At 45.6% G+C, this 20,007-nt stretch carries 22 protein-coding genes and 2 rRNA genes (1 of these 24 cut by a window edge); 2 read left to right on the forward strand and 22 right to left on the reverse strand.

Features of this window, described 5'->3' with window-relative positions:
• Positions 1–33 precede the first annotated feature (33 nt).
• The 6 genes from cysM to F0U83_RS13390 all read right to left on the reverse strand — a co-directional run bounded on the left by cysM (position 34) and on the right by F0U83_RS13390 (position 5,556).
• Positions 34–936: a cysteine synthase CysM gene (gene cysM / locus F0U83_RS13365; RefSeq protein WP_211343631.1), complete on the reverse strand. Its 903-nt coding sequence runs from the start codon at positions 934–936 to the stop codon at positions 34–36.
• A gap of 147 nt (positions 937–1,083) precedes the next feature.
• A complete protein-coding gene (locus F0U83_RS13370) occupies positions 1,084–1,827 on the reverse strand; it encodes a spermidine synthase (RefSeq protein ID WP_138986730.1) in 744 nt (247 codons plus the stop codon).
• A 23-nt stretch (positions 1,828–1,850) separates the two neighbouring features.
• The gene (locus tag F0U83_RS13375; protein ID WP_170221745.1) at positions 1,851–2,336 is read right to left on the reverse strand and encodes a redoxin domain-containing protein; all 486 of its coding nucleotides are present in this window, start codon (positions 2,334–2,336) and stop codon (positions 1,851–1,853) included.
• 44 nt (positions 2,337–2,380) lie between these two features.
• Positions 2,381–3,598: a quaternary amine ABC transporter ATP-binding protein gene (locus tag F0U83_RS13380; protein WP_138986728.1), complete on the reverse strand. Its 1,218-nt coding sequence runs from the start codon at positions 3,596–3,598 to the stop codon at positions 2,381–2,383.
• The gene (locus F0U83_RS13385; RefSeq protein ID WP_138986727.1) at positions 3,591–4,490 is read right to left on the reverse strand and encodes an ABC transporter permease; all 900 of its coding nucleotides are present in this window, start codon (positions 4,488–4,490) and stop codon (positions 3,591–3,593) included. Before F0U83_RS13385 ends, F0U83_RS13380 begins: the two co-directional genes overlap by 8 nt.
• A 67-nt stretch (positions 4,491–4,557) precedes the next feature.
• Positions 4,558–5,556 (reverse strand): ABC transporter substrate-binding protein, encoded by a 999-nt coding sequence (locus tag F0U83_RS13390; RefSeq protein WP_138986726.1) that lies wholly within the window; start codon positions 5,554–5,556, stop codon positions 4,558–4,560.
• A 136-nt stretch (positions 5,557–5,692) separates the two neighbouring features.
• Between F0U83_RS13390 and F0U83_RS13395 the strand changes: the two genes are divergently transcribed.
• Positions 5,693–6,196 (forward strand): MarR family winged helix-turn-helix transcriptional regulator, encoded by a 504-nt coding sequence (locus tag F0U83_RS13395; protein WP_138986725.1) that lies wholly within the window; start codon positions 5,693–5,695, stop codon positions 6,194–6,196.
• A 7-nt stretch (positions 6,197–6,203) separates the two neighbouring features.
• Here F0U83_RS13395 and acpS read toward each other — a convergent pair whose 3' ends face one another.
• From acpS to rpoE, 12 genes are all read right to left on the reverse strand, one after another.
• Complete coding sequence (gene acpS, locus F0U83_RS13400; RefSeq protein ID WP_138986724.1) at positions 6,204–6,581, reverse strand: holo-ACP synthase; 378 nt, start codon at positions 6,579–6,581, stop codon at positions 6,204–6,206.
• The gene (gene pdxJ, locus F0U83_RS13405) at positions 6,578–7,351 is read right to left on the reverse strand and encodes a pyridoxine 5'-phosphate synthase (protein ID WP_138986723.1); all 774 of its coding nucleotides are present in this window, start codon (positions 7,349–7,351) and stop codon (positions 6,578–6,580) included. Before pdxJ ends, acpS begins: the two co-directional genes overlap by 4 nt.
• A gap of 16 nt (positions 7,352–7,367) precedes the next feature.
• Entirely contained in the window at positions 7,368–8,057 is a 690-nt protein-coding gene (gene recO / locus F0U83_RS13410; protein WP_138986722.1) for a DNA repair protein RecO, read from the reverse strand.
• Positions 8,057–8,992 carry a GTPase Era gene (era, locus tag F0U83_RS13415; protein ID WP_138986721.1) on the reverse strand — a complete coding sequence of 312 codons (936 nt, stop codon included), beginning with the start codon at positions 8,990–8,992 and terminating at the stop codon, positions 8,057–8,059. The genes recO and era overlap by 1 nt, the downstream gene beginning before the upstream one ends.
• Positions 8,989–9,675 carry a ribonuclease III gene (gene rnc, locus F0U83_RS13420; RefSeq protein ID WP_138986720.1) on the reverse strand — a complete coding sequence of 229 codons (687 nt, stop codon included), beginning with the start codon at positions 9,673–9,675 and terminating at the stop codon, positions 8,989–8,991. The genes era and rnc overlap by 4 nt, the downstream gene beginning before the upstream one ends.
• A complete protein-coding gene (locus tag F0U83_RS13425) occupies positions 9,672–10,040 on the reverse strand; it encodes a DUF4845 domain-containing protein (protein ID WP_246077661.1) in 369 nt (122 codons plus the stop codon). Before F0U83_RS13425 ends, rnc begins: the two co-directional genes overlap by 4 nt.
• A gap of 25 nt (positions 10,041–10,065) precedes the next feature.
• Positions 10,066–10,878, reverse strand: coding sequence for a signal peptidase I (gene lepB / locus F0U83_RS13430; RefSeq protein WP_138986718.1), 813 nt, complete (start codon positions 10,876–10,878; stop codon positions 10,066–10,068).
• Positions 10,879–10,887: 9 nt separating this feature from the next.
• The gene (gene lepA / locus F0U83_RS13435) at positions 10,888–12,687 is read right to left on the reverse strand and encodes a translation elongation factor 4 (RefSeq protein ID WP_138986717.1); all 1,800 of its coding nucleotides are present in this window, start codon (positions 12,685–12,687) and stop codon (positions 10,888–10,890) included.
• A 156-nt stretch (positions 12,688–12,843) separates the two neighbouring features.
• Positions 12,844–14,256 (reverse strand): DegQ family serine endoprotease, encoded by a 1,413-nt coding sequence (locus F0U83_RS13440; protein ID WP_138986716.1) that lies wholly within the window; start codon positions 14,254–14,256, stop codon positions 12,844–12,846.
• A 28-nt stretch (positions 14,257–14,284) separates the two neighbouring features.
• Positions 14,285–14,719: a SoxR reducing system RseC family protein gene (locus tag F0U83_RS13445; protein ID WP_138986715.1), complete on the reverse strand. Its 435-nt coding sequence runs from the start codon at positions 14,717–14,719 to the stop codon at positions 14,285–14,287.
• Positions 14,716–15,567 carry a MucB/RseB C-terminal domain-containing protein gene (locus F0U83_RS13450; RefSeq protein ID WP_138986714.1) on the reverse strand — a complete coding sequence of 284 codons (852 nt, stop codon included), beginning with the start codon at positions 15,565–15,567 and terminating at the stop codon, positions 14,716–14,718. The genes F0U83_RS13445 and F0U83_RS13450 overlap by 4 nt, the downstream gene beginning before the upstream one ends.
• Before the next feature lie 50 nt (positions 15,568–15,617).
• Positions 15,618–16,202: an RNA polymerase sigma factor RpoE gene (gene rpoE, locus F0U83_RS13455; RefSeq protein ID WP_420813334.1), complete on the reverse strand. Its 585-nt coding sequence runs from the start codon at positions 16,200–16,202 to the stop codon at positions 15,618–15,620.
• A gap of 233 nt (positions 16,203–16,435) precedes the next feature.
• Between rpoE and nadB the strand changes: the two genes are divergently transcribed.
• On the forward strand, positions 16,436–18,022 hold the full coding sequence (gene nadB / locus F0U83_RS13460; RefSeq protein WP_138986712.1) for an L-aspartate oxidase: 1,587 nt from the start codon (positions 16,436–16,438) through the stop codon (positions 18,020–18,022).
• Here the strand turns inward: nadB and F0U83_RS13465 are convergent.
• From F0U83_RS13465 to F0U83_RS13480, 4 genes are all read right to left on the reverse strand, one after another.
• Positions 18,006–18,431, reverse strand: a complete 426-nt coding sequence (locus tag F0U83_RS13465) for a protein YgfX (protein ID WP_170221743.1) — start codon at positions 18,429–18,431, stop codon at positions 18,006–18,008. The two genes, nadB and F0U83_RS13465, sit on opposite strands and share 17 nt — an antisense overlap.
• A complete protein-coding gene (locus F0U83_RS13470) occupies positions 18,415–18,669 on the reverse strand; it encodes an FAD assembly factor SdhE (RefSeq protein WP_138986710.1) in 255 nt (84 codons plus the stop codon). Before F0U83_RS13470 ends, F0U83_RS13465 begins: the two co-directional genes overlap by 17 nt.
• Positions 18,670–18,827: 158 nt before the next feature.
• Positions 18,828–18,943: ribosomal RNA gene (rrf, locus tag F0U83_RS13475) — 5S ribosomal RNA — on the reverse strand.
• Between the two features lie 114 nt (positions 18,944–19,057).
• Positions 19,058–20,007 (reverse strand): 23S ribosomal RNA (locus tag F0U83_RS13480) (it continues 1,940 nt past the right edge of the window).

Below are 20,007 nucleotides of genomic sequence, written 5' to 3' on the forward strand. Positions count from 1 at the left end.
CAGAAAGCCGCAAAGCGGCTTTCTTAGTATAGGCTATATGGGGTCAAACACCCCGGTTGACAAGTATCTATCCCCTCGATCGCAAATAATGCATACGATCACCGCATTTTCGACCTGTTCGCTCAGACGTAACGCCCCCGCCACAGAGCCTCCAGAGGATACACCGCAAAATATTCCCTCTTGGGTAGCTAGGTCTCGCATCGTGGTTTCAGCCACTTGTTGGGAAATATCCAATACACGATCTACACGGCTTTCATCGAAAATGGTAGGTAAATAGGCTTTAGGCCAACGACGAATACCGGGGATCTGAGATCCGTCTTCTGGCTGTAAACCAACAATGGTGATATCTTGATTTTGCTCTTTAAGGTAACGTGATGTACCCATAATGGTGCCGGTAGTCCCCATCGAACTAACAAAATGGGTGATGCGCCCATGGGTCTGCTCCCAAATTTCCGGCCCGGTTCCCGAGTAATGCGCTTCTGGGTTATCTTGGTTAGCAAATTGATCCAGCACTTTACCTTGACCTTTTGCTTGCATCTCTAGGGCTAAATCACGTGCATACTCCATACCTTGCTCACGTGTTACGGTGATTAACTCAGCTCCGTAAGCCGTCATCGCTGTTTTGCGCTCCATGCTCATATTATCTGGCATAATCAATACCATACGATAACCTTTGATGGCTGCCGCCATCGCCAGCGCGATGCCTGTATTCCCAGATGTGGCTTCAATTAAGGTATCGCCCGCAGAGATGTCGCCGCGTTTTTCTGCTCGCTCGATCATGCTCAAAGCGGGACGGTCCTTGACTGACCCCGCTGGATTGTTACCTTCCAGCTTGCAGAGAATCACATTACCTCTCTCATTAGCCCCTAGGCGTTGCAAGCGGACTAACGGGGTTTTGCCAACATAATCAGCAATGGTCGGGAACTCAATATTCATAACGAAACCTTGTCTCTTAGACAAAACCAAAAAGAATAAAAAAGGCTCGGCTTATACCTGAGCATTCTACTAAGGCATGATAGGCTGACATGATGAGCTAGTCAATTAAGCGGCACCGCCAAGCTAATAATTTTAGGGACAACCTTGTTAACTGTGTTCTTTTAGCTTACTTAATGGCGTACTGAACGAGAAGCCAAGTTGCTGCCCCAGATCTCTAGCTCGGACTTTCAGCTGTTTTAATGTCTCTGTATTTCGCTGTTTTCCGGCATAAATAATCCAATTGCCACTTTGAGTTTGACAGCTTCGAATATCAGCAAATAGGCTCTTGAGACACTCTAATGTGGCTGTACCACGATGATCACGCCAACAGTTCATCACTAACCAGCCATTCGGTTTTAGCCTCTGATGGCACTCATGGATGAAATCCGGTTGCAATTGCTGCTCGTCAAGCCCTTCTTCGGTGTATATATCTGTAAATAGCAGATCCACCTTTTTTCCCTCAACGGCCATAAGGTATTCATAAGCATCCATATGATGCAGGGCTATACGTTTGCTACGTGGAAACTGGAAATACTTGTAGGCTATGTCGATGACGCCAGAGCGTAACTCAACCACTTCTTGTTTTAGTGAGGGGTAGTTTGCATGTAAGCAACTGTTAAGCGCCCCCGCCCCTAAACCCAGACTCAGGGAACGCTTTGGGTCACAAAAAAGCAGTACCAGTAGCATCGCACGGGCATATTCATGCTGCGGGACTGTCGGTTCCGATTTTAACCAAGCACTTTGCTCATCTGTATCACCAAAAGCTAGGTAACGCTTGTTACCATCATCCATGACGCGAATGGGACCCCATTCGTCATAACTTCGATGGATCTCTTTCCCCGACAATGACATCTGTTTTCCTTTGACCTATTAGTTTACCAACCCGTTCGTAGCTTCATGCCGATCTCTGAGCTGTATCCGACACTGCGAGAGTCAACGCTGCCCTTTTCATCAAGTACATAATAAGTTGGAAATACATTGATTCTAAAAGCAGCAGCGACCTCGCTGGTTCCTAGGAGTACAGGCACATGAATTTCCTGATCCGCTACGAAGGCGGCCACAGATGCTTCATCCTGATAATCAAGTGCTACCGCCACCACTCTTAGATTGGTTGTATCGATATGATTCAAGTTATTCATACTCAATTTACAGATAGAGCACCAAGGTGCAAAAAAGTAGATGAGCGTCCGCTGCCCAGTCATATGAATAGGCGTTGGGGTGTGAGTAGCTAGCTGTTCCAGTGTGAAGCTTGGGACAACCTGCGAAGGCTTAATGAGATCACGTTGTTGCCAAGCAGTTACTGCCCAAAATAGCAGAGCCATAATGAACAACTCGATAAGCCAACGTTTTTTTCTGGACAATATGGCCACTCCAATGTGCTTCATGAGTGGCCATTATAGAGACTTTACTTAGGTGAATCAGCTACGCTGTCACGACGCTCACTCTCCCCAAGTACTTGCGCTAAGCTTCTTTTTGAGAGTTCCCCTTTTAAATTACCCTCTTCATCCACAACAGGCAGGGAGTAATCTGCTTCTAAGGTTTCGGGGATCACTGTTTCCAATAGTGCATCAGGCGATATGGCCGTTAGATCCTCTAGGATCTCTTCATCAAACTGTTGAGCAACATCTCCTGGCTGGTAAGCCGCTTCCAATGCTTCTTGAGTGACGATCCCCTGATAGCCATCATCGGTGACATAGTACGCATAATCGCCTTTGATGGCTTTCATCTGTAATAAAGCTTCACCGATGGTATCTGCCGTGATGCGTCTCGAAGGTGGTTTCATCACAGTCTCGACCGTTAGCGCACGAGCCCTGTTCACATCTTTTACGAACGCCTCAACATAATCTGTCGCCGGGTTAAGCAAAATTTCATCTGGTGTGCCTTGTTGTACCATTTCGCCATCTTTTAAGATGGCAATACGATCACCGATTCTCAAAGCTTCATCCAGATCATGGGTGATAAAAATAATCGTCTTATGCAGTTTCTCTTGAAGTTCAATGAGTTGGTCCTGCATTTCACTTCGAATAAGCGGATCTAAGGCAGAAAAAGCTTCATCCATTAATAGAATCTCAGCATCTGTGCATAAAGCACGGGCTAAGCCGACGCGCTGTTGCTGACCTCCTGAAAGCTGAGATGGGTATTGCTCCTCATAACCGGCAAGCCCCACGGTTTCCAGCCAAGTTTTCGCCTTTTCAAGCCTAACCTCTTTACTCACACCCTGAATCGATAAGCCATAACTGACATTATCAATCACGCTTCGATGCGGCATCAGGCCAAAGCGCTGAAAAACCATGGACATCTTATGCCGCCTAAAACTTTCTAATGCTTTAGGGGAAAGCTGCATCACGTCTGTATTTTCGACACGAATAACCCCTTCGGTAGGATCTATCAATCGATTGAAGTGGCGAATAAGGGTCGATTTTCCTGAACCCGATAACCCCATGATGACAAAGATCTCACCTTTATTAATAGTGAGATTGATATTTTTCAGACCCACGGTATGCCCTGTTTCTGCCAAAATATCATCTTTAGAACGACCCTCATGCACCAACGGCATCACACTAGCAGGGTCTCGACCAAAAACTTTATATAACCCTTCTATTTGAATGAGTGCTTCAGACATTGTGACCACCTCCCATATGTCGCTGGGTACGTTTAGCATAAGCTTGTGAGACACGGTCAAAGATAATGGCCAAGGCAACGATAGCTAATCCATTGAATAGACCTAATGTGAAATATTGATTGGTAATCGACTTTAGCACCGGCTGACCTAAGCCTTTAACGCCAATCATAGACGCGATAACTACCATTGATAGCGCCATCATAATAGTTTGGTTAATACCCGCCATTATCGTAGGCATAGCTAACGGCAGCTGCACACCAAAGAGCCGCTGCATAGGGCTGGCCCCATAGGCAGTCGCGGCTTCCAATACCTCCCGATCAACCAGTCGAATACCTAGATTCGTCAGGCGAATAACAGGTGGGATTGCGTATATAATGACGGCTATTACCCCAGGTATTTTTCCTATACCAAGCAACATCACTACAGGTATCAAGTAAACAAATGCAGGCATGGTCTGCATAATATCAAGAAGCGGCGTGATCAGGTTTTGGGCCCGATCTGAGCGCGCCATTAAAATACCAACCGGTATACCTAATGCTATCGCCATCAGTGTACAGACGGTAATGATACTCATGGTCCTCATGGTATCTTCCCACATACCAAAATAACCAATCAGTAGGAAAGAAACGATCACGCCAATAGATAGCTTAATTGATCGTGTGGCGATATAAACCAAACCTGTGACAATAACAATCACCAACCACCAAGGGGTTGCCAGTAACAGCTTTTCAAACCAAATTAAAAACGTTAACAGGGGATCAAAGAAGGATTCGATAATATCGCCATACTCACGAGAAAAATCTCGGTATGCTGAATCAAGTCCTTTTCGGATCTCCAGTAAGCTCGCGCGATCCATTTGTGGGAATTTTGTCAGCCATGAAGACTCCGCCATATATTAGCACCTTTACAAAAAACGGATAAAAGAGAAGCCGGCCAACGAACGTGACCGGCGTAATGCATTAAAGGTTATTCAACGCTTGTTCAATTTTTGCAGCAACATCCGCCGATACCCATGGCTTCCAGCTATCTTTATATTCCGTCAGGAAATGTTCCATAGCGACATCACCGTCGGCCTGATTCTCTTCCATCCACGCCAATAGCCCGTTCATCTGGTCATTTTTAAAAGAACGTTTCGTTAAATACTCATAAGCAGCTGGCGCTTTTGCAGCAAATGCCTCCGTGGTTACCGTCTGCACCATCGATGGTGGATACATAGTTACTTTGGGTTCTAAGCAATCGGCATTTGATGTGCAGTTGATATACTCCTCTTTATCAACACCTGAACCGAAATCGACTTTTACCATTTTGTATTTACCCAGGACCGCTGTCGGCGCCCAATAGTAGCCAAACCAAGGCTCCTGACGCTCATACGCCTTTGCAATTGCCCCAGATAAACCTGCACCTGAACCCGGATCAATCAGGTCAAAGCCCGCACCGTCTAAGTTAAGTGCTTTATAAAGATTGCCCGCCGATATTTGGCAGTTCCAACCTGCTGGGCAACCATAAAAAGCGGAACGGTCTGGATCTTCGGGGTTTTCAAACATAGCGGCATGTTTAACGACGCCTTCAATCGTTGCCATTTCTGGGTACTGTTTGACTAAGTATTCAGGTACCCAGAAACCTTCTTCACCGCCATCAGACAAGGACTGGCCTGCAAAGCGCAGGCGCTTTTCTGCAACGCCTTTATCTAACGCTTCACGCATGGAGTTACTCCACATCTCTGGCGCAATTTCAGGCTCACCTTTCTCGATCATTGAGGTGCCAGTCGGCATAGTATCACCAGGTACCAATTCGGCCTCACAGCCAAAGCCGTGTTCCAAGATAAACTTATCAATATTGGCAATCAAACTGGCTGAGCTCCAGTTCATATCTGCGATGGTCACTTTGCCACATTCTCCGTTCGCAAATGCCATAGAACTCATTAAAACTAAAGGAATAGCTGACAGCATCTTGTTCATAAATTACTTGCCTCATGATCATCTAAATTCAATTAATACCTTACACCTCTAATGATTTCATCTCAAATTATTACACTTGTATTAATTCAAAGCACGGTCTTATATATACTAAGGTATCTATATTCGGGAATGACCAATGAATACACCCATCTATTGCCAAGACGTTTTGATCACCTTACGAAAAATTATTCGTGCTACCGATCTGCAATCTAAAAAAATCATGAAAGAGTGTGGCATCACGATTCCTCAAATCATGGTACTCAAAGCTATTCAGGATTTAGGTGATGTCACGGTAAAACGTATTTCGGATGATGTGTCACTCAGCCAAGCAACAGTCACAACCATTCTTAACCGCTTGGAAGATAGATTATTAATTGAACGGGTTAGGGGTACTACAGATCGTAGAATAGTCAATGCACGCTTAACCAAAGCAGGATTACAAGTGCTGGAAAGTGCACCACCTATGCTACATGAACGCTTTATCAATCGATTTGAGAATTTAGATCAATGGGAGAAAACGCAGATACTTTCATCGCTGCAGCGAGTCGCTTTAATGATGGATGCCGAGTCTATCGATGCAGCCCCTTTACTGGATATTTCATCACCCAGCAAAGACGAACCCAGTAAAAACAGCATCTAAAGGTTACTTACAGAGATTCAGCAAGTGCAAAGGCTACAACGTAGTCACGCTCATCACTATAAGATAAATGAACATTGCTAATCCCCAGATTCTGCGCCGCATCGTGGGCACCGTCACTGAGTACGACCTTGGGTTGCCCAGCGGGCGTTTTAGTAATCTCTATATGCTGCCAGCCCACCCCTCTACCGATGCCTGTACCTAGTGACTTAACAATCGCTTCTTTGGCAGCAAACCGTTTAGCAAAATAGCGTACTTGATCAGGAGAAACGTTAAACCTTTCAAGCTCCACATCGGTTAACACACGCCGCGCAATGCCCGGCGTTCTAATAAGTGCAGCTTTGGCACGCTCGATACTCAGAATATCTGTACCGATTCCGACAATCATCTCACCAATGCGTCTCGCTGTGTTTGGACACGAGCCTGAGCTTCCATCATCAATTGGCGCATCTCCCTAACAGCATCTTTCAAACCCACAAAAACTGCACGCGCAATCAAACCATGGCCGATATTCAGTTCATTTAAATGAGGAATCTCGGCGATTTGTTCAACATTATGATAATGCAAACCGTGTCCTGCATTAACGATTAAGCCTTGTTCATACGCATAGGCAGCGGCATGCCGTATACGCTGTAACTCCTGTGCTTGCTCGGCAGCCGTCACAGCATCAGCATAGGCGCCTGTGTGCAATTCGATAGCAGGTGCCCCACAAGCAATAGCAGCATCAATTTGCGCATTATCAGGGTCGATAAAGAGAGAGACTTCTATCTCACTTGCACGGAGCCTATCCGTTGCCGCTTTAACATGATCTAGATGACTAAGCACATCTAAACCACCTTCTGTCGTCAGCTCTTCTCGCTTTTCCGGTACCAAACAACAGTGAGCAGGGCGTACTTTCTGCGCAATACTTATCATCTCATTCGTCACAGCCATCTCAAAGTTCATACGCGTCTGAAGCGTATCACGCAACAGATAGATGTCTCTGTCTTGAATATGTCGGCGATCTTCTCTGAGATGCACGGTAATGCCATCAGCGCCCGCCTCTTCTGCTAACGCGGCAGCCAATACCGTATCAGGGTAACGAGTACCTCTTGCTTGGCGTAACGTAGCCACATGATCAATATTAACCCCTAGCAGTAGTCGGCTTGGTTCAATCACATCTAATACCTCAAAATTATTGAAAAAGAGCCCGACTTCTCAAAGGCCGGTCTGCGAGCAGATGATCAATCGCTAGTCGCATTAAGCGCTTCGCCGCTTGTTGCTGCGCAGGCGTATCATAGCAATCTGCAGCAATCGCGAGAAGGTCTTGCCCTCTAAACGCAAAACGGCGCAGAGGATCAGGCACCTGACTTACCCGCTCAAAGCACCACTGCTCCATGTTAAACAAATAAACATCCAGCGGCTGAATATCGGACAATGGCAATCCGAAACCGGTTTCTGAAAGCAGTCTTCGCTCAAATGTTCGTAATGCCCCCTGAATATCTTCACCCGATAACAGTTCATTCAGCACGTACTGGTAATAAACGTACAGTTTGGGGTGGGGGTCAAAGGGTGATAATTGTCGTTGCATAAGCTCATTGACATAGAGGCCGCACATTAAAGCGTTCCCTTGGAGAATTCCATTTAAGCCAACAGCTTCAGCATGAATCAGCGTTTTAAGCTCCTGCTTTCCTTGCCACGAAATCTGCAAAGGTACAAAAGGCTGCAACACACCTTTTAATTTGGAGCGTGGACGTCTGATACCTTTAACAACAGCGCTTACGCGACCGTTATTCAACGTAAAGAAGTCAACGATAGCGCTGGTTTCTAAATAGGGGCGCAGGTGCAATATATAAGCTGCCTGCGTGTCTACCCGGTACTCCATTACTCGCTGTGATCATACCCTAAGCTACGCAAGGCTCGCTCATCATCGGACCAGCCGCGTCGTACTTTAACCCAGAGATTCAGCATCACTTTGCAACCGAATAATTTTTCGATATCTAAGCGAGCGTCTCTACCGATTGTTTTCATACGTTCGCCTTTATCACCAATAATGATTTTTTTCTGGCCATCACGTTCTACCAGAATTAAAGCACTAATGGTTAGCAAGGTTCCATCATTACGAAACTCTTCAATTTCCACAGTCGCGCCGTATGGCACTTCATCACCCACATTTCGCATGAGCTTTTCGCGCACAATTTCAGCTACCATAAAACGAGAGCTGCGATCGGTTAGTTGATCTTCAGGAAAATGATGAACACCATCTGGGATATAACGTCGAATAGTCTCTTCAAGAGCATCAACATTACGTCCCGTTTTAGCAGAAATGGGAATAATATCTGCGAACGTCATTTTTTCAGATAATAGCCCCAACTGCGGAAGAAGAGATGACTTATCAGCTAGCTGGTCCACTTTGTTGACAACCAAAATAACAGGACAGGAAGCATGTTTTACTTTATCTAGAACAATCTGATCTTCTTCCGTCCAAGCAGTTCTATCAACCAAAAATAAAACTAAATCAACACCGCGAAGCGCCTCTGATGCGGTTTTGTTCATATAACGGTTGAGCGCTTTATCCTTCTCTTTGTGTAAGCCGGGCGTATCAACAAAAATAATTTGTAGATCATCTTCGGTTTTAATGCCTAAAATTTGATGGCGTGTTGTTTGGGGCTTACGGGAGGTAATACTCAACTTTTGACCGAGCATAAAATTCATCAGTGTAGATTTACCCATGTTAGGGCGACCTACTATGGCAACAAAGCCGCACTTTTGATTACCAGCCTCTTTAGGAAGTAACCAGCTTTGCATATCTTCGCTCATTTTATGCCCTCTTTTTCCAAACGTAGCAGCGCTTGTTTCGCTGCTTCTTGCTCAGCCTGACGGCGGCTACTACCCACACCTTCGGTAGGCGCTTGCAAGGGTGATATATGACAGCAGATATGAAAGACTTGCGCATGCGCTTCACCTTCAACACTGATGAGTTCATACTCAGGCAATTCCAAACGACGAGACTGTAAAAACTCTTGCAAACGCGTTTTTGAATCTTTTAATGCCTCATCAATGTCGAGTTTTTCTAAACGCTCAGCAAACCAGCCTAAAATAAACCCTCGCACGACTTCTAAATCACTATCTAAGTAAATAGCGCCGATTAAAGCTTCTACCGAATCAGCTAGTATAGAGTCTCGGCGATAGCCACCGCTCTTCAGCTCTCCCGGGCCTAACCTTAGGTAATCTCCCAGTTGTAGCTCTCTGGCAATCTCAGCTAACGTCTCACCTTTCACCATACGAGCACGTAAGCGACTCAATTGGCCCTCTCTAGCCTTTGGAAAGCGTTCAAAGAGGTCATCGGCAATGACAAAATTAACAATAGAGTCACCCAGAAACTCTAAACGTTCATTATTGTTTTTGCCGCAGCTACGATGCGTCAGGGCTAATTCACAAAAAGAGAGATCGTTAAACGTATAGCCAAGGCGACGTGTTAAATCAGAAATCGGTTTAATCAAGGGACTACTGCTTCATATTGTTCAGAAAATTTTGTTACGGCATCGATATTAAAAAACATCGGCAAACGCACTTCATAGTTCAGGGTAAAGGTCATGACACCTTTCTCTTTTGTGATAACGAGAGCCTCAGGTGATGGAAGACTAACCTGATTAATATATAGACGCTTATTAATGTCCGAGCGAATAGTCGCAGGAGGCTTTCGAAGCTCATCTAAGTCAGTCGTTATATCCTCAACTACTGACTTTATCGTTAAATGATCGATGTAAGGTTGGTACAATTTAAACGCGATAGACAACAGTGTACCAGCCATCAGAAGGACGATCAGAATACTAAAAAAAGAAGCACCTTTTTCATGTTTATACATTGCCCATTTCCTTATCATTGTTAGCTCATTTAATCGAACGTATCGCTGTCAAATCAGGTATGCTGAAAAGTTCCGGCCAATGCATCCAAACAGCAAAAGCCTTTCCTACTAACAGTTCATCAGGCACAAAACCCCAAAAACGGCTATCGTTACTGTTATCACGATTATCGCCCATCACAAAGTATTTGCCTTCTGGTACAGTCCACTCCCCACTAAGGTTGGGAGCATAAATGTCCGTGTATATTTCATGTTCAGCTGCACCCAACTGTTCACGATAAAGCATCGTTTCAGGGCTACGCGGCGGAAGCTTGGCCAAAAGTGTTTGTATCTGTACCTCGCCGTTAACATAAATCATTTTATCTTTGTAAGTAATCACGTCACCCGGCACGCCCACTACACGCTTGATATAGTTAACCTTGGTGTCTTTTGGAAATTTAAATACAACGACATCCCCACGTTCAGGGCTATTCAAGGAGACAAACTTTGTATTTACAACCGGCAAACGTAAGCCGTAATGGAATTTGTTAACTAAAATAAAGTCTCCAATTTTAAGTGTCGGCAACATAGAGCCTGATGGGATTTGAAAAGGCTCAATAACAAAAGAGCGTACGATTAAAACAATCGCTAAGACGGGGAACATAGACTTGGAGAAATCAGCCCACCACGGCAGCGCTTCGATTTTTTCTTTTACCTCTTCGGGTAAAACGCCGCCTGCTGACTGCTCAGCCGCAGCGATCATTTGAAGACGAGGCTTTTCAAAAAAGATTTTATCTGCCAACCAAGCCAATCCCGTGGCAAAGGTGACAAGCACTAAAATTAAAGCAAAATCAAAATTCATAGCAACTCCTTAACTATCAACTTTCAATACAGCCAAGAAGGCTTCCTGAGGGATTTCAACGCTACCTACCTGCTTCATGCGTTTCTTACCCTCTTTCTGCTTTTGCAGAAGCTTTTTCTTACGGCTGACATCACCACCGTAACATTTAGCCGTTACATTTTTTCGCAGCGCTTTCACGGTTGTACGCGCAATAACCTTCCCACCTAGGGCTGCCTGAATCGCCACATCAAACATTTGGCGTGGAATCAAATCTTTCATTTTTTCACACAATTGCCGCCCTTTATACTGAGCATTATCTCGGTGCAAAATAACGGCAAGCGCATCAACCTTTTCACTATTAATCAGCACATCCATCCTGACTAACGGTGCCGCCTCAAAGCGGACAAAGTTATATTCCAGTGATGCATAGCCTCGGCTTACCGATTTCAATCGATCAAAGAAATCCAATACCACTTCAGCCATCGGTAATTCATAGGTAACCTGAACTTGCTGACCGACAAAAAGCATATTTTTCTGAATACCACGCTTTTCGACACATAGCCCAATCACTTGCCCCAAATAATCGTTGGGTACTAGGATATTGGCCTGAACAATCGGTTCACGCATCTCTTTAACACGAGCAGGATCAGGTAGTTTGGACGGGCTATCAATGGAGACAATATCTCCATTGTTTAGAACAATCTCGTAAATTACCGTTGGCGCGGTGGTAATGAGATCTAAATCATACTCTCGCTCAAGTCGCTCCTGGATAATTTCCATATGCAACATACCAAGGAAACCACAGCGAAAACCAAATCCTAATGCATCAGATGTTTCTGGTTCAAAAAACAACGATGCATCATTCAGCGTCAATTTATCTAATGCTTCGCGGAAATCTTCATAGTCATCAGAACTCGTCGGAAACAGGCCAGCATAGACTTGTGGTTGTACTTTTTTGAAGCCTGGCAGACTTTCAGTATCCGGCGTTTTAGCGTGGGTTAACGTATCACCAACCGGCGCGCCATGAATATCCTTGATGCCCGCCACGACAAAACCTACTTCGCCAGCTTGTAATACGCCGGTTTCTTTTCGTTTAGGCGTAAAAATACCGACCGAGTCAATCAGATGCGCCTGTCCCGTAGACTTCACGATGATTTTGTCTTTTTTACGTAAAGTACCATTTTTAACACGTACTAAAGACACGACACCTAGGTAATTATCAAACCAAGAATCGATGATCAACGCTTGCAAAGGCGCATCAACATCCCCTTCTGGGGCTGGTACAGTAGCAACTAATGCTTCAAGCACCTCTTCAATACCCATACCGCTTTTCGCAGAACAAGGTACGGCATCAGTTGCATCAATGCCAATTACTTCCTCGATCTCTATACGCACACGATCAGGCTCGGCTTGTGGCAGGTCCATTTTATTCAGAACAGGCAGTACTTCTAATCCTTGTTCGAGAGCGGTATAGCAGTTAGCTACTGACTGCGCTTCTACGCCTTGCGCCGCATCAACTACGAGCAGTGCACCCTCACAAGCAGCTAATGAGCGAGACACTTCGTAGGAGAAATCTACGTGACCCGGCGTATCGATAAAATTCAGTTGATAAGTTACACCGTCTTTCGCCGTATAGTTTAGCGTTACACTTTGCGCTTTGATGGTGATCCCCCGCTCCCTCTCTAAATCCATAGAGTCAAGAACCTGAGCGGCCATCTCGCGAGCTGTTAAACCCCCACATGTCTGAATAAAGCGATCAGCCAAGGTAGATTTACCGTGGTCTATATGAGCGATAATGGAGAAATTACGGATATGGTCGAGCTTACTCACGATATTTTAATTCTCAGGAATTTAGGCGATTAGCGGGTAAAATTAAAGCCGCCAGTTTAGCCTATTTGGCGCCTCTGAGCTATTAGAATGGGGGGCTTTTATCTCGCTATCTAGATGAAAAAACACCCCTTTCGGGGTGCTTTTGTATTCTTTTAACTATTCATCTCCCAGACGCAAGGGAATAAACAACGGACTACCTCTGCGTACGATTCGCATAGGAACCGACTTTTTCTCAGGTAATTTATTCACCAGCTCTACAAATTGCCGAATAGACTCAACCCGCTGACCATTTAACATGGTGATCACATCTCCTGACACAAGACCTGCATTGGCACCCGCCCCTGGCAGTACAGATTGTATAATAACACCATTACGGATATTCCATTTGTCTTTCTGTGCTTGAGACAACTCGGAAATAACCACATTTAATCGATTATTCTCAGGGGTCTCATCTGATCCTTTTCGCGCAGCCTTTAGAGGCCGCTCTGCATCAGGTAAGGTACCAATGGTGACCGAAATTTTTTCATTTCTCCCATTTCTCACCACTTTCACTTTCACTTTAGAGCCAGGCATCACTCTGCCTACTTGATGCGGAAGGTCAGACGACAACTCTATTTCATGACCATCAAACTCAAGAATAATATCCCCTTCACGAAGACCTGCATCTTCAGCTGGACTATCCGGTAGTACTTTAGCTACTAATGCACCGGCAGGTTTTTCTAAACCGAAAGATTCTGCCAGATCTTTGTTGACCTCTTGGATAACAACACCCAACCATCCACGGGTAACAAATCCCTCAGCTTTTAGCTGCTCAGTAACATCCATTGCCACATCAATCGGTATCGCAAACGACAGCCCCATGAAACCACCCGAGCGGGTATAAATCTGAGAGTTAATTCCGATAACTTCTCCATCAAGATTGAACAAAGGGCCGCCTGAGTTACCAGGATTTATCGCCACATCAGTTTGAATAAAAGGCACATATGTTTCATTTTCCAGGGCTCGGCCTGTTGCACTCACGATGCCTGAGGTGACCGTATGGTCAAACCCAAAAGGTGAGCCTATCGCCAATACCCACTCGCCCGGCTCAAGCTGAGTCGAATCACCTATTTTTGCTACTGGCAAACCTGTAGCTTTGATTTTGAGCAAAGCAACGTCTGAACGTTCATCGGAGCCGATCACCTCGGCCTCAAGCTCTCTTCTGTCATTTAAGCGAACAAGAACCTCATCCGCGCCTTTCACCACATGATGGTTAGTTAAAATATATCCATCTTCACTGATAATAAAACCCGACCCTAGTGACTGGGGAGCACGACGCTGCTGCGGCCCCTGTTCCTGACCAGGGAAGCGAAAAAAATGTCGGAAAATTTCGGGAATCTCTTCGCCATTCGGCCCTTTAAAATCAAACCCATAATTTTGCTGATCTGGCACTTTCTGAACTGTACTGATATTAACGACGGCTGGAGAAGCCTTTTTGACCAAAGACTTAAAGTCTGGCAACTCAGCCCGACTAACGGAAGAGACTACGACAGTTAATAGAAAAACAAACGCAATAGATAAACGTTTCATTGTTCAACTATCCTTTTCAAATTAGTTATTAAGACGTACGAAGCAACACTGGTTTATACTGGCATCGACGCTCTAGGCGCCTACTTGTCAGTTTTACCATGACAAACCCGATCAAAAGACCGATAAAGGATACCAAAATCGACACCCACTCAGGTCCATCAAAAAGGAATACGATGGCTCCACCTAGCATCATCGTAAAAATCGGCAACAGGTATATCAAAGCGGAAGCAACAACAAAACTTCCCTCATCAATACCGACAACTACTTTATCACCTTGTCTGACAACAATTTTACTTGGATTATCGACTTCAAGGTGCATCAGCTTAGAAGATGCCCACTCAGACAGTGCTTTTTGACCGCAACTTTCTTTTGCCTGACATTGAGCACAAGCAGATGTACGAGACGACTCTATAATTACAGCCCCCTCGCACACACTCACAACGGTAGCAGACTCTTCTATCATCGGATCTCTTTAACAGAGGCAGCGATTCTGTCCGCGATCATCAATGGGACATCACCGACAACCGTTACAAAGCTCTCAGACTTCGCCATACCAACAGCAACAACGTTATCTGACTGAGTCACGCCTGCAGAGACGCTTTGCCGCCCCAAAGGTTCTACGCTAACAGAAACAGAGTGACGCCCGTCGCTATATACCATAACTTCGGCATGAGGCATGACCTCATGGCGAACAGGTACAAACCCCTCTGGCAGCCAGTCTGTTTTCCAAGAAGGTGGAGTAGAGCTTAAAAGGTGACGGTGTTGATCAATATAACGATCTAACCCCTGAGATAAGCGGATAACATCCGGTTGAGTACCGGAGTTTACAGCAGAGCGTGGCGTCGTGAAGTTCCCATACTGAGCTCGGACAAAATCATTAGAGGTTTGAACACCTGGAATGGTATATGCCTGACGTAAAGAAGGATCTACCCCCTCATCTTGAGAAAACTGTTGGCCACCTAGTATCACCATAGCTGTTACAGAAGCGGCAATAGCCATACTCGCCAAGGGCTTCCACCATATGTTCTGATCATCTGAATCAGACGGCTGAGAGACCTCGGTATGTTTTAACAGAGCTGGCTCATTTTCTAAAGCCTCATGCACTCTATCTATCAAGCTTACATCACTTGATAGTGGCCAGCTTTTTACTGTCTCAGACGAATGCATAACCTGCTGAGCCAAATGATATCGGCTCCATTTTTGGGGAATCGCTTCCTCATGATGAGTCCGCTCTATTAAACGGCGTAACTCAAAGGATGATATTTCACCATCCATTGCCGCCGAAAGCGACTCGTGAGACTCACTACTCATCACAACAACCCTCTTTGCATTTTTATCCAACGTTTATCGTTCGTATAGCATCACGTTATTAGAGGCGCTATCTCTTTATCAATGGCTTCCCTCGCCCTGAATATACGCGATCGAACTGTGCCAACCGGACAATCCATAACCATCGCAATATCCTCGTAACTCATCCCTTCAAACTCTCTCAATGTCAGCGCCGCGCGCAAATCTTCAGGAAGCTGATCAAGTGCTTTTTTTACCGCCAGCTCCAACTCATCTCTGAATAGACTATTTTCAGGGTTCTCTAGTTCCCTCAAATCATTGTCGCCATCAAAATACTCTGCGTCTGCAACATCAACATCAACATCAGGCGGACGGCGTCCACGAGAAACCAAGTGGTTTTTCGCTGTATTAATAGCAATTCTGTATAACCAAGTATAAAAAGCGCTATCCCCTCTAAAACGAGGCAAAGCACGGTAGGCCTTAATAAAGGCTTCCTGTGCTATATCCATCGCTTCGTGGTGGTCATACACATACCGCCCCACTAAACCAATAATCTTGTGCTGATACTTACCCACCAGTAGATCGAAAGCGCGTTTATCACCCGCTTGAACTCTCTCTACCAACTGCTGGTCAATATCCGTTTGGTTCTCACTCGACACCATAGATCCTTAAAAAACCAAAAGAACGAAAACTTACCCGACACCCACGGATACATTAATCAGCGCAGTATGTAACTGGATATATCCAGAATGCAACCTCTTCCGTTTTGTCAATTCACTGAATAAGATTAAGCTTTTAAAAAAAAGTTCCGTCTCAATGTTTAATAAAAGCATGTTGTACCATGAAATCCGCGGCATAATATGTCATAAGTCACCCAATAGATAAGGTAACCATGCAACAGGAATTTGATGTTCTTATTATCGGTAGCGGAGCCGCTGGCTTATCCATGGCTTTACGGCTTGCGCCCTATGCAAAGGTCGCAGTTCTCAGCAAAGGAAAACTCACAAGTGGCTCAACTTGGCTTGCCCAAGGTGGTATAGCCGCAGTACTTGATGAAGAAGACGGTATTCAAAACCATATCAACGATACCTTAACCGCAGGCGCCTATCTCTGTCATGAGAATGCCGTTAGCTTTACTGTTGAGCATGGAAAAGCCTCTATCGATTGGCTTATTGAGCAGGGAGTACCCTTTACTCGAGAGGGTAACAAATACCACCTAACAAAAGAGGGTGGGCACTCTCATCGTCGTATAATCCATGCTGCTGATGCGACTGGGCGTGCTGTACAAGAGACCCTTATCTCTCGGGCTAAAGAGCACCCATCCATTCACCTATTTGAACACAGAGTTGCCGTCGACTTAATCACTCGCAGAAAGCTAAAACTCCCACAAAATGCCTGCGTCGGGGCATACATACTTAATGATGAAACAGGGGCAGTTGAGGTTTTCAAAGCGAAAGCGGTTGTGCTTGCCACCGGGGGAGCGTCAAAAGCCTATCTATATACCAGCAACTCTGATGGCGCTAGCGGTGATGGCATTGCTATGGCATGGCGCGCTGGCTGCCGTGTCGCTAATATGGAGTTCAACCAATTCCATCCGACCTGTCTTTACCACCCACAAGCTAAGTCTTTCCTAATAACAGAGGCGGTGAGAGGAGAAGGGGGCCAACTCCTTTTACCTGATGGTTCGCGTTTCATGGAAAAGTTTGATCCAAGAGGTGAACTCGCACCCAGAGATATTGTTGCCAGAGCCATTGATCACGAAATGAAGCGGCTTGGTAGCGATTGCCTTTACCTAGATATTTCTCACAAACCCTCCGACTTCATCATTGAGCACTTCCCAACCATCTATAAGCGCTGCAAGAAACTCGGCATAGATATCACGGAAGACCCTATCCCTGTAGTACCTGCCGCCCACTATACATGCGGTGGAGTTATGACCGACGAAAAAGGGCGAACCGACTTAAAAGGACTATATGCCATTGGTGAAACCTCTTTTACTGGGCTACATGGCGCTAATAGATTGGCATCAAACTCATTGCTAGAATGCCTAGTCTTTGCCAGTTCAGCCGCAGAGGATATTCTACCAAACCTGAAAGAGAATATGAGTACGGTTGAAATTCCCGCTTGGGATGAGTCCCAAGTGACCGACTCAGATGAAGATGTCATTATTTCACACAACTGGGATGAGCTTCGCAGATTTATGTGGGATTATGTAGGTATCGTCAGAACCAACAAACGCTTACAGCGAGCACAACATCGGGTTGATTTACTGCAACAAGAGATTACTGAATACTACTCAAATTATAAAGTAAGCAGGGATCTACTGGAGTTGAGGAATCTTGCTCTGGTATCAGATCTGATTATTCGCTCAGCAGCTAGAAGGAAGGAAAGTCGAGGTTTGCACTATACGCTGGATTATCCGAAACAAGCAGCAGAAGCACGCGATACAATTCTTACGCCTATTAACTATGAGTGGTGACCTTCTCAAGGCTAAGGGAAGCATATTTGAGTGCTACCCTTAGCTTTCGATACTCCTCTTCAGGCATAGCATCTTTGCATATTACAAAAGTACTCACCTTACCCTCTTCGGTGTGTACTTTAAAAACCACCCACCCAGGCAATAGCCTAATATTACTTAATCTAACAACCGCCCGACATACATCGCCGCTATAGATTTTAAAAGTACCTACACGCATATCCCAAAGAAAACGGCAATGTATCCGCTTATCCATAGAAACCAACAAAGCCCCTACTAAGACGGACACAAAAAACCAGTGTAGCTGTATTTGTGCATAAACAAGCGCACATAAAGCAACACCAAAGACAGATGCTTTCACCGCTAAATCTATACGAGAGCGGCCTAGTTTAAAGTCAATTCGGCTGAACACGGTCCAAAATAATTCTGACCATACGATTTAAATCAGGATCGGAAGGGACCTCTCGCTCCATTAGCCATAAAAATAAATCTTGATCCTCACAGGCCAACAGCTTCACAAAGCGGTCTTGATCCTCCTTTTGTAGATCTCTGAACGCTTCCTCCATAAAAGGAATAAACAACACATCCAGCTCTAACATACCTCTTCGGCTTTGCCACGTCAGTCGACGAATATCTTCTTCAGAATACATAACACGATCACTTCCTGATAAAGGGATAGATATTTAACACTATGCCGCGCTCTAAAAAAACCTAAAAATCAGCTAGCAAAACAAACAGCAAAGAATTACCTCATACGCCCAAAAAGCAAAAACCCCGGCTACAGCGTAACCGGGGTTCTCTAAAAGGCGCTTGGCAATGACCTACTCTCACATGGGGAGACCCCACACTACCATCGGCGCTAAGTCGTTTCACTACTGAGTTCGGGATGGGATCAGGTGGGGCCAACTCGCTATGGTCGCCAAGCATAAACTGTCACAATACGGATTCGATGAATAACAACCTGTCTCTAACACAAGCCCTATGGGACTCTATCTTCTTTACGTCAACTCTGTCTCTTCCACACGCCTTTGGCGTTATATGGTCAAGCCTCACGAGCAATTAGTACTGGTTAGCTCAACGCCTCACAACGCTTCCACACCCAGCCTATCAACGTCTTAGTCTTAAACGGCTCTTTAGGGGGCTCAAGGCCCCAGCGAGATCTCATCTTGAAGGGGGCTTCCCGCTTAGATGCTTTCAGCGGTTATCCCGTCCGAACGTAGCTACCCGGCAATGCCACTGGCGTGACAACCGGAACACCAGAGGTTCGTTCACTCCGGTCCTCTCGTACTAGGAGCAACTCTTCTCAAATCTCAAACGCCCACGGCAGATAGGGACCGAACTGTCTCACGACGTTCTAAACCCAGCTCGCGTACCACTTTAAATGGCGAACAGCCATACCCTTGGGACCGGCTTCAGCCCCAGGATGTGATGAGCCGACATCGAGGTGCCAAACTCCCCCGTCGATGTGAACTCTTGGGAGGAATCAGCCTGTTATCCCCGGAGTACCTTTTATCCGTTGAGCGATGGCCCTTCCATACAGAACCACCGGATCACTAGCACCTACTTTCGTACCTGCTCGACGTGTCTGTCTCGCAGTTAAGCACCCTTATGCGCTTGCACTCATTGGCTGATTTCCGACCAGCCTGAGGGTACCTTCGTGCTCCTCCGTTACTCTTTGGGAGGAGACCGCCCCAGTCAAACTACCCACCACACAATGTCCTCGATCCGGATTACGGACCTGAGTTAGAACCTCAACAGTACCAGGCTGGTATTTCAAGATTGGCTCCACGCATACTGGCGTACACGCTTCAAAGCCTCCCAGCTATCCTACACAAGTAATGTCAAAGTCCACTGTGAAGCTATAGTAAAGGTTCACGGGGTCTTTCCGTCTAGCCGCGGGTACGCTGCATCTTCACAGCGAGTTCAATTTCACTGAGTCTCGGGTGGAGACAGTGTGGCCATCGTTACGCCATTCGTGCAGGTCGGAA

Origin of the sequence: Neptunomonas concharum (assembly GCF_008630635.1) — a bacterium.
GTDB lineage: Bacteria > Pseudomonadota > Gammaproteobacteria > Pseudomonadales > Balneatricaceae > Neptunomonas > Neptunomonas concharum.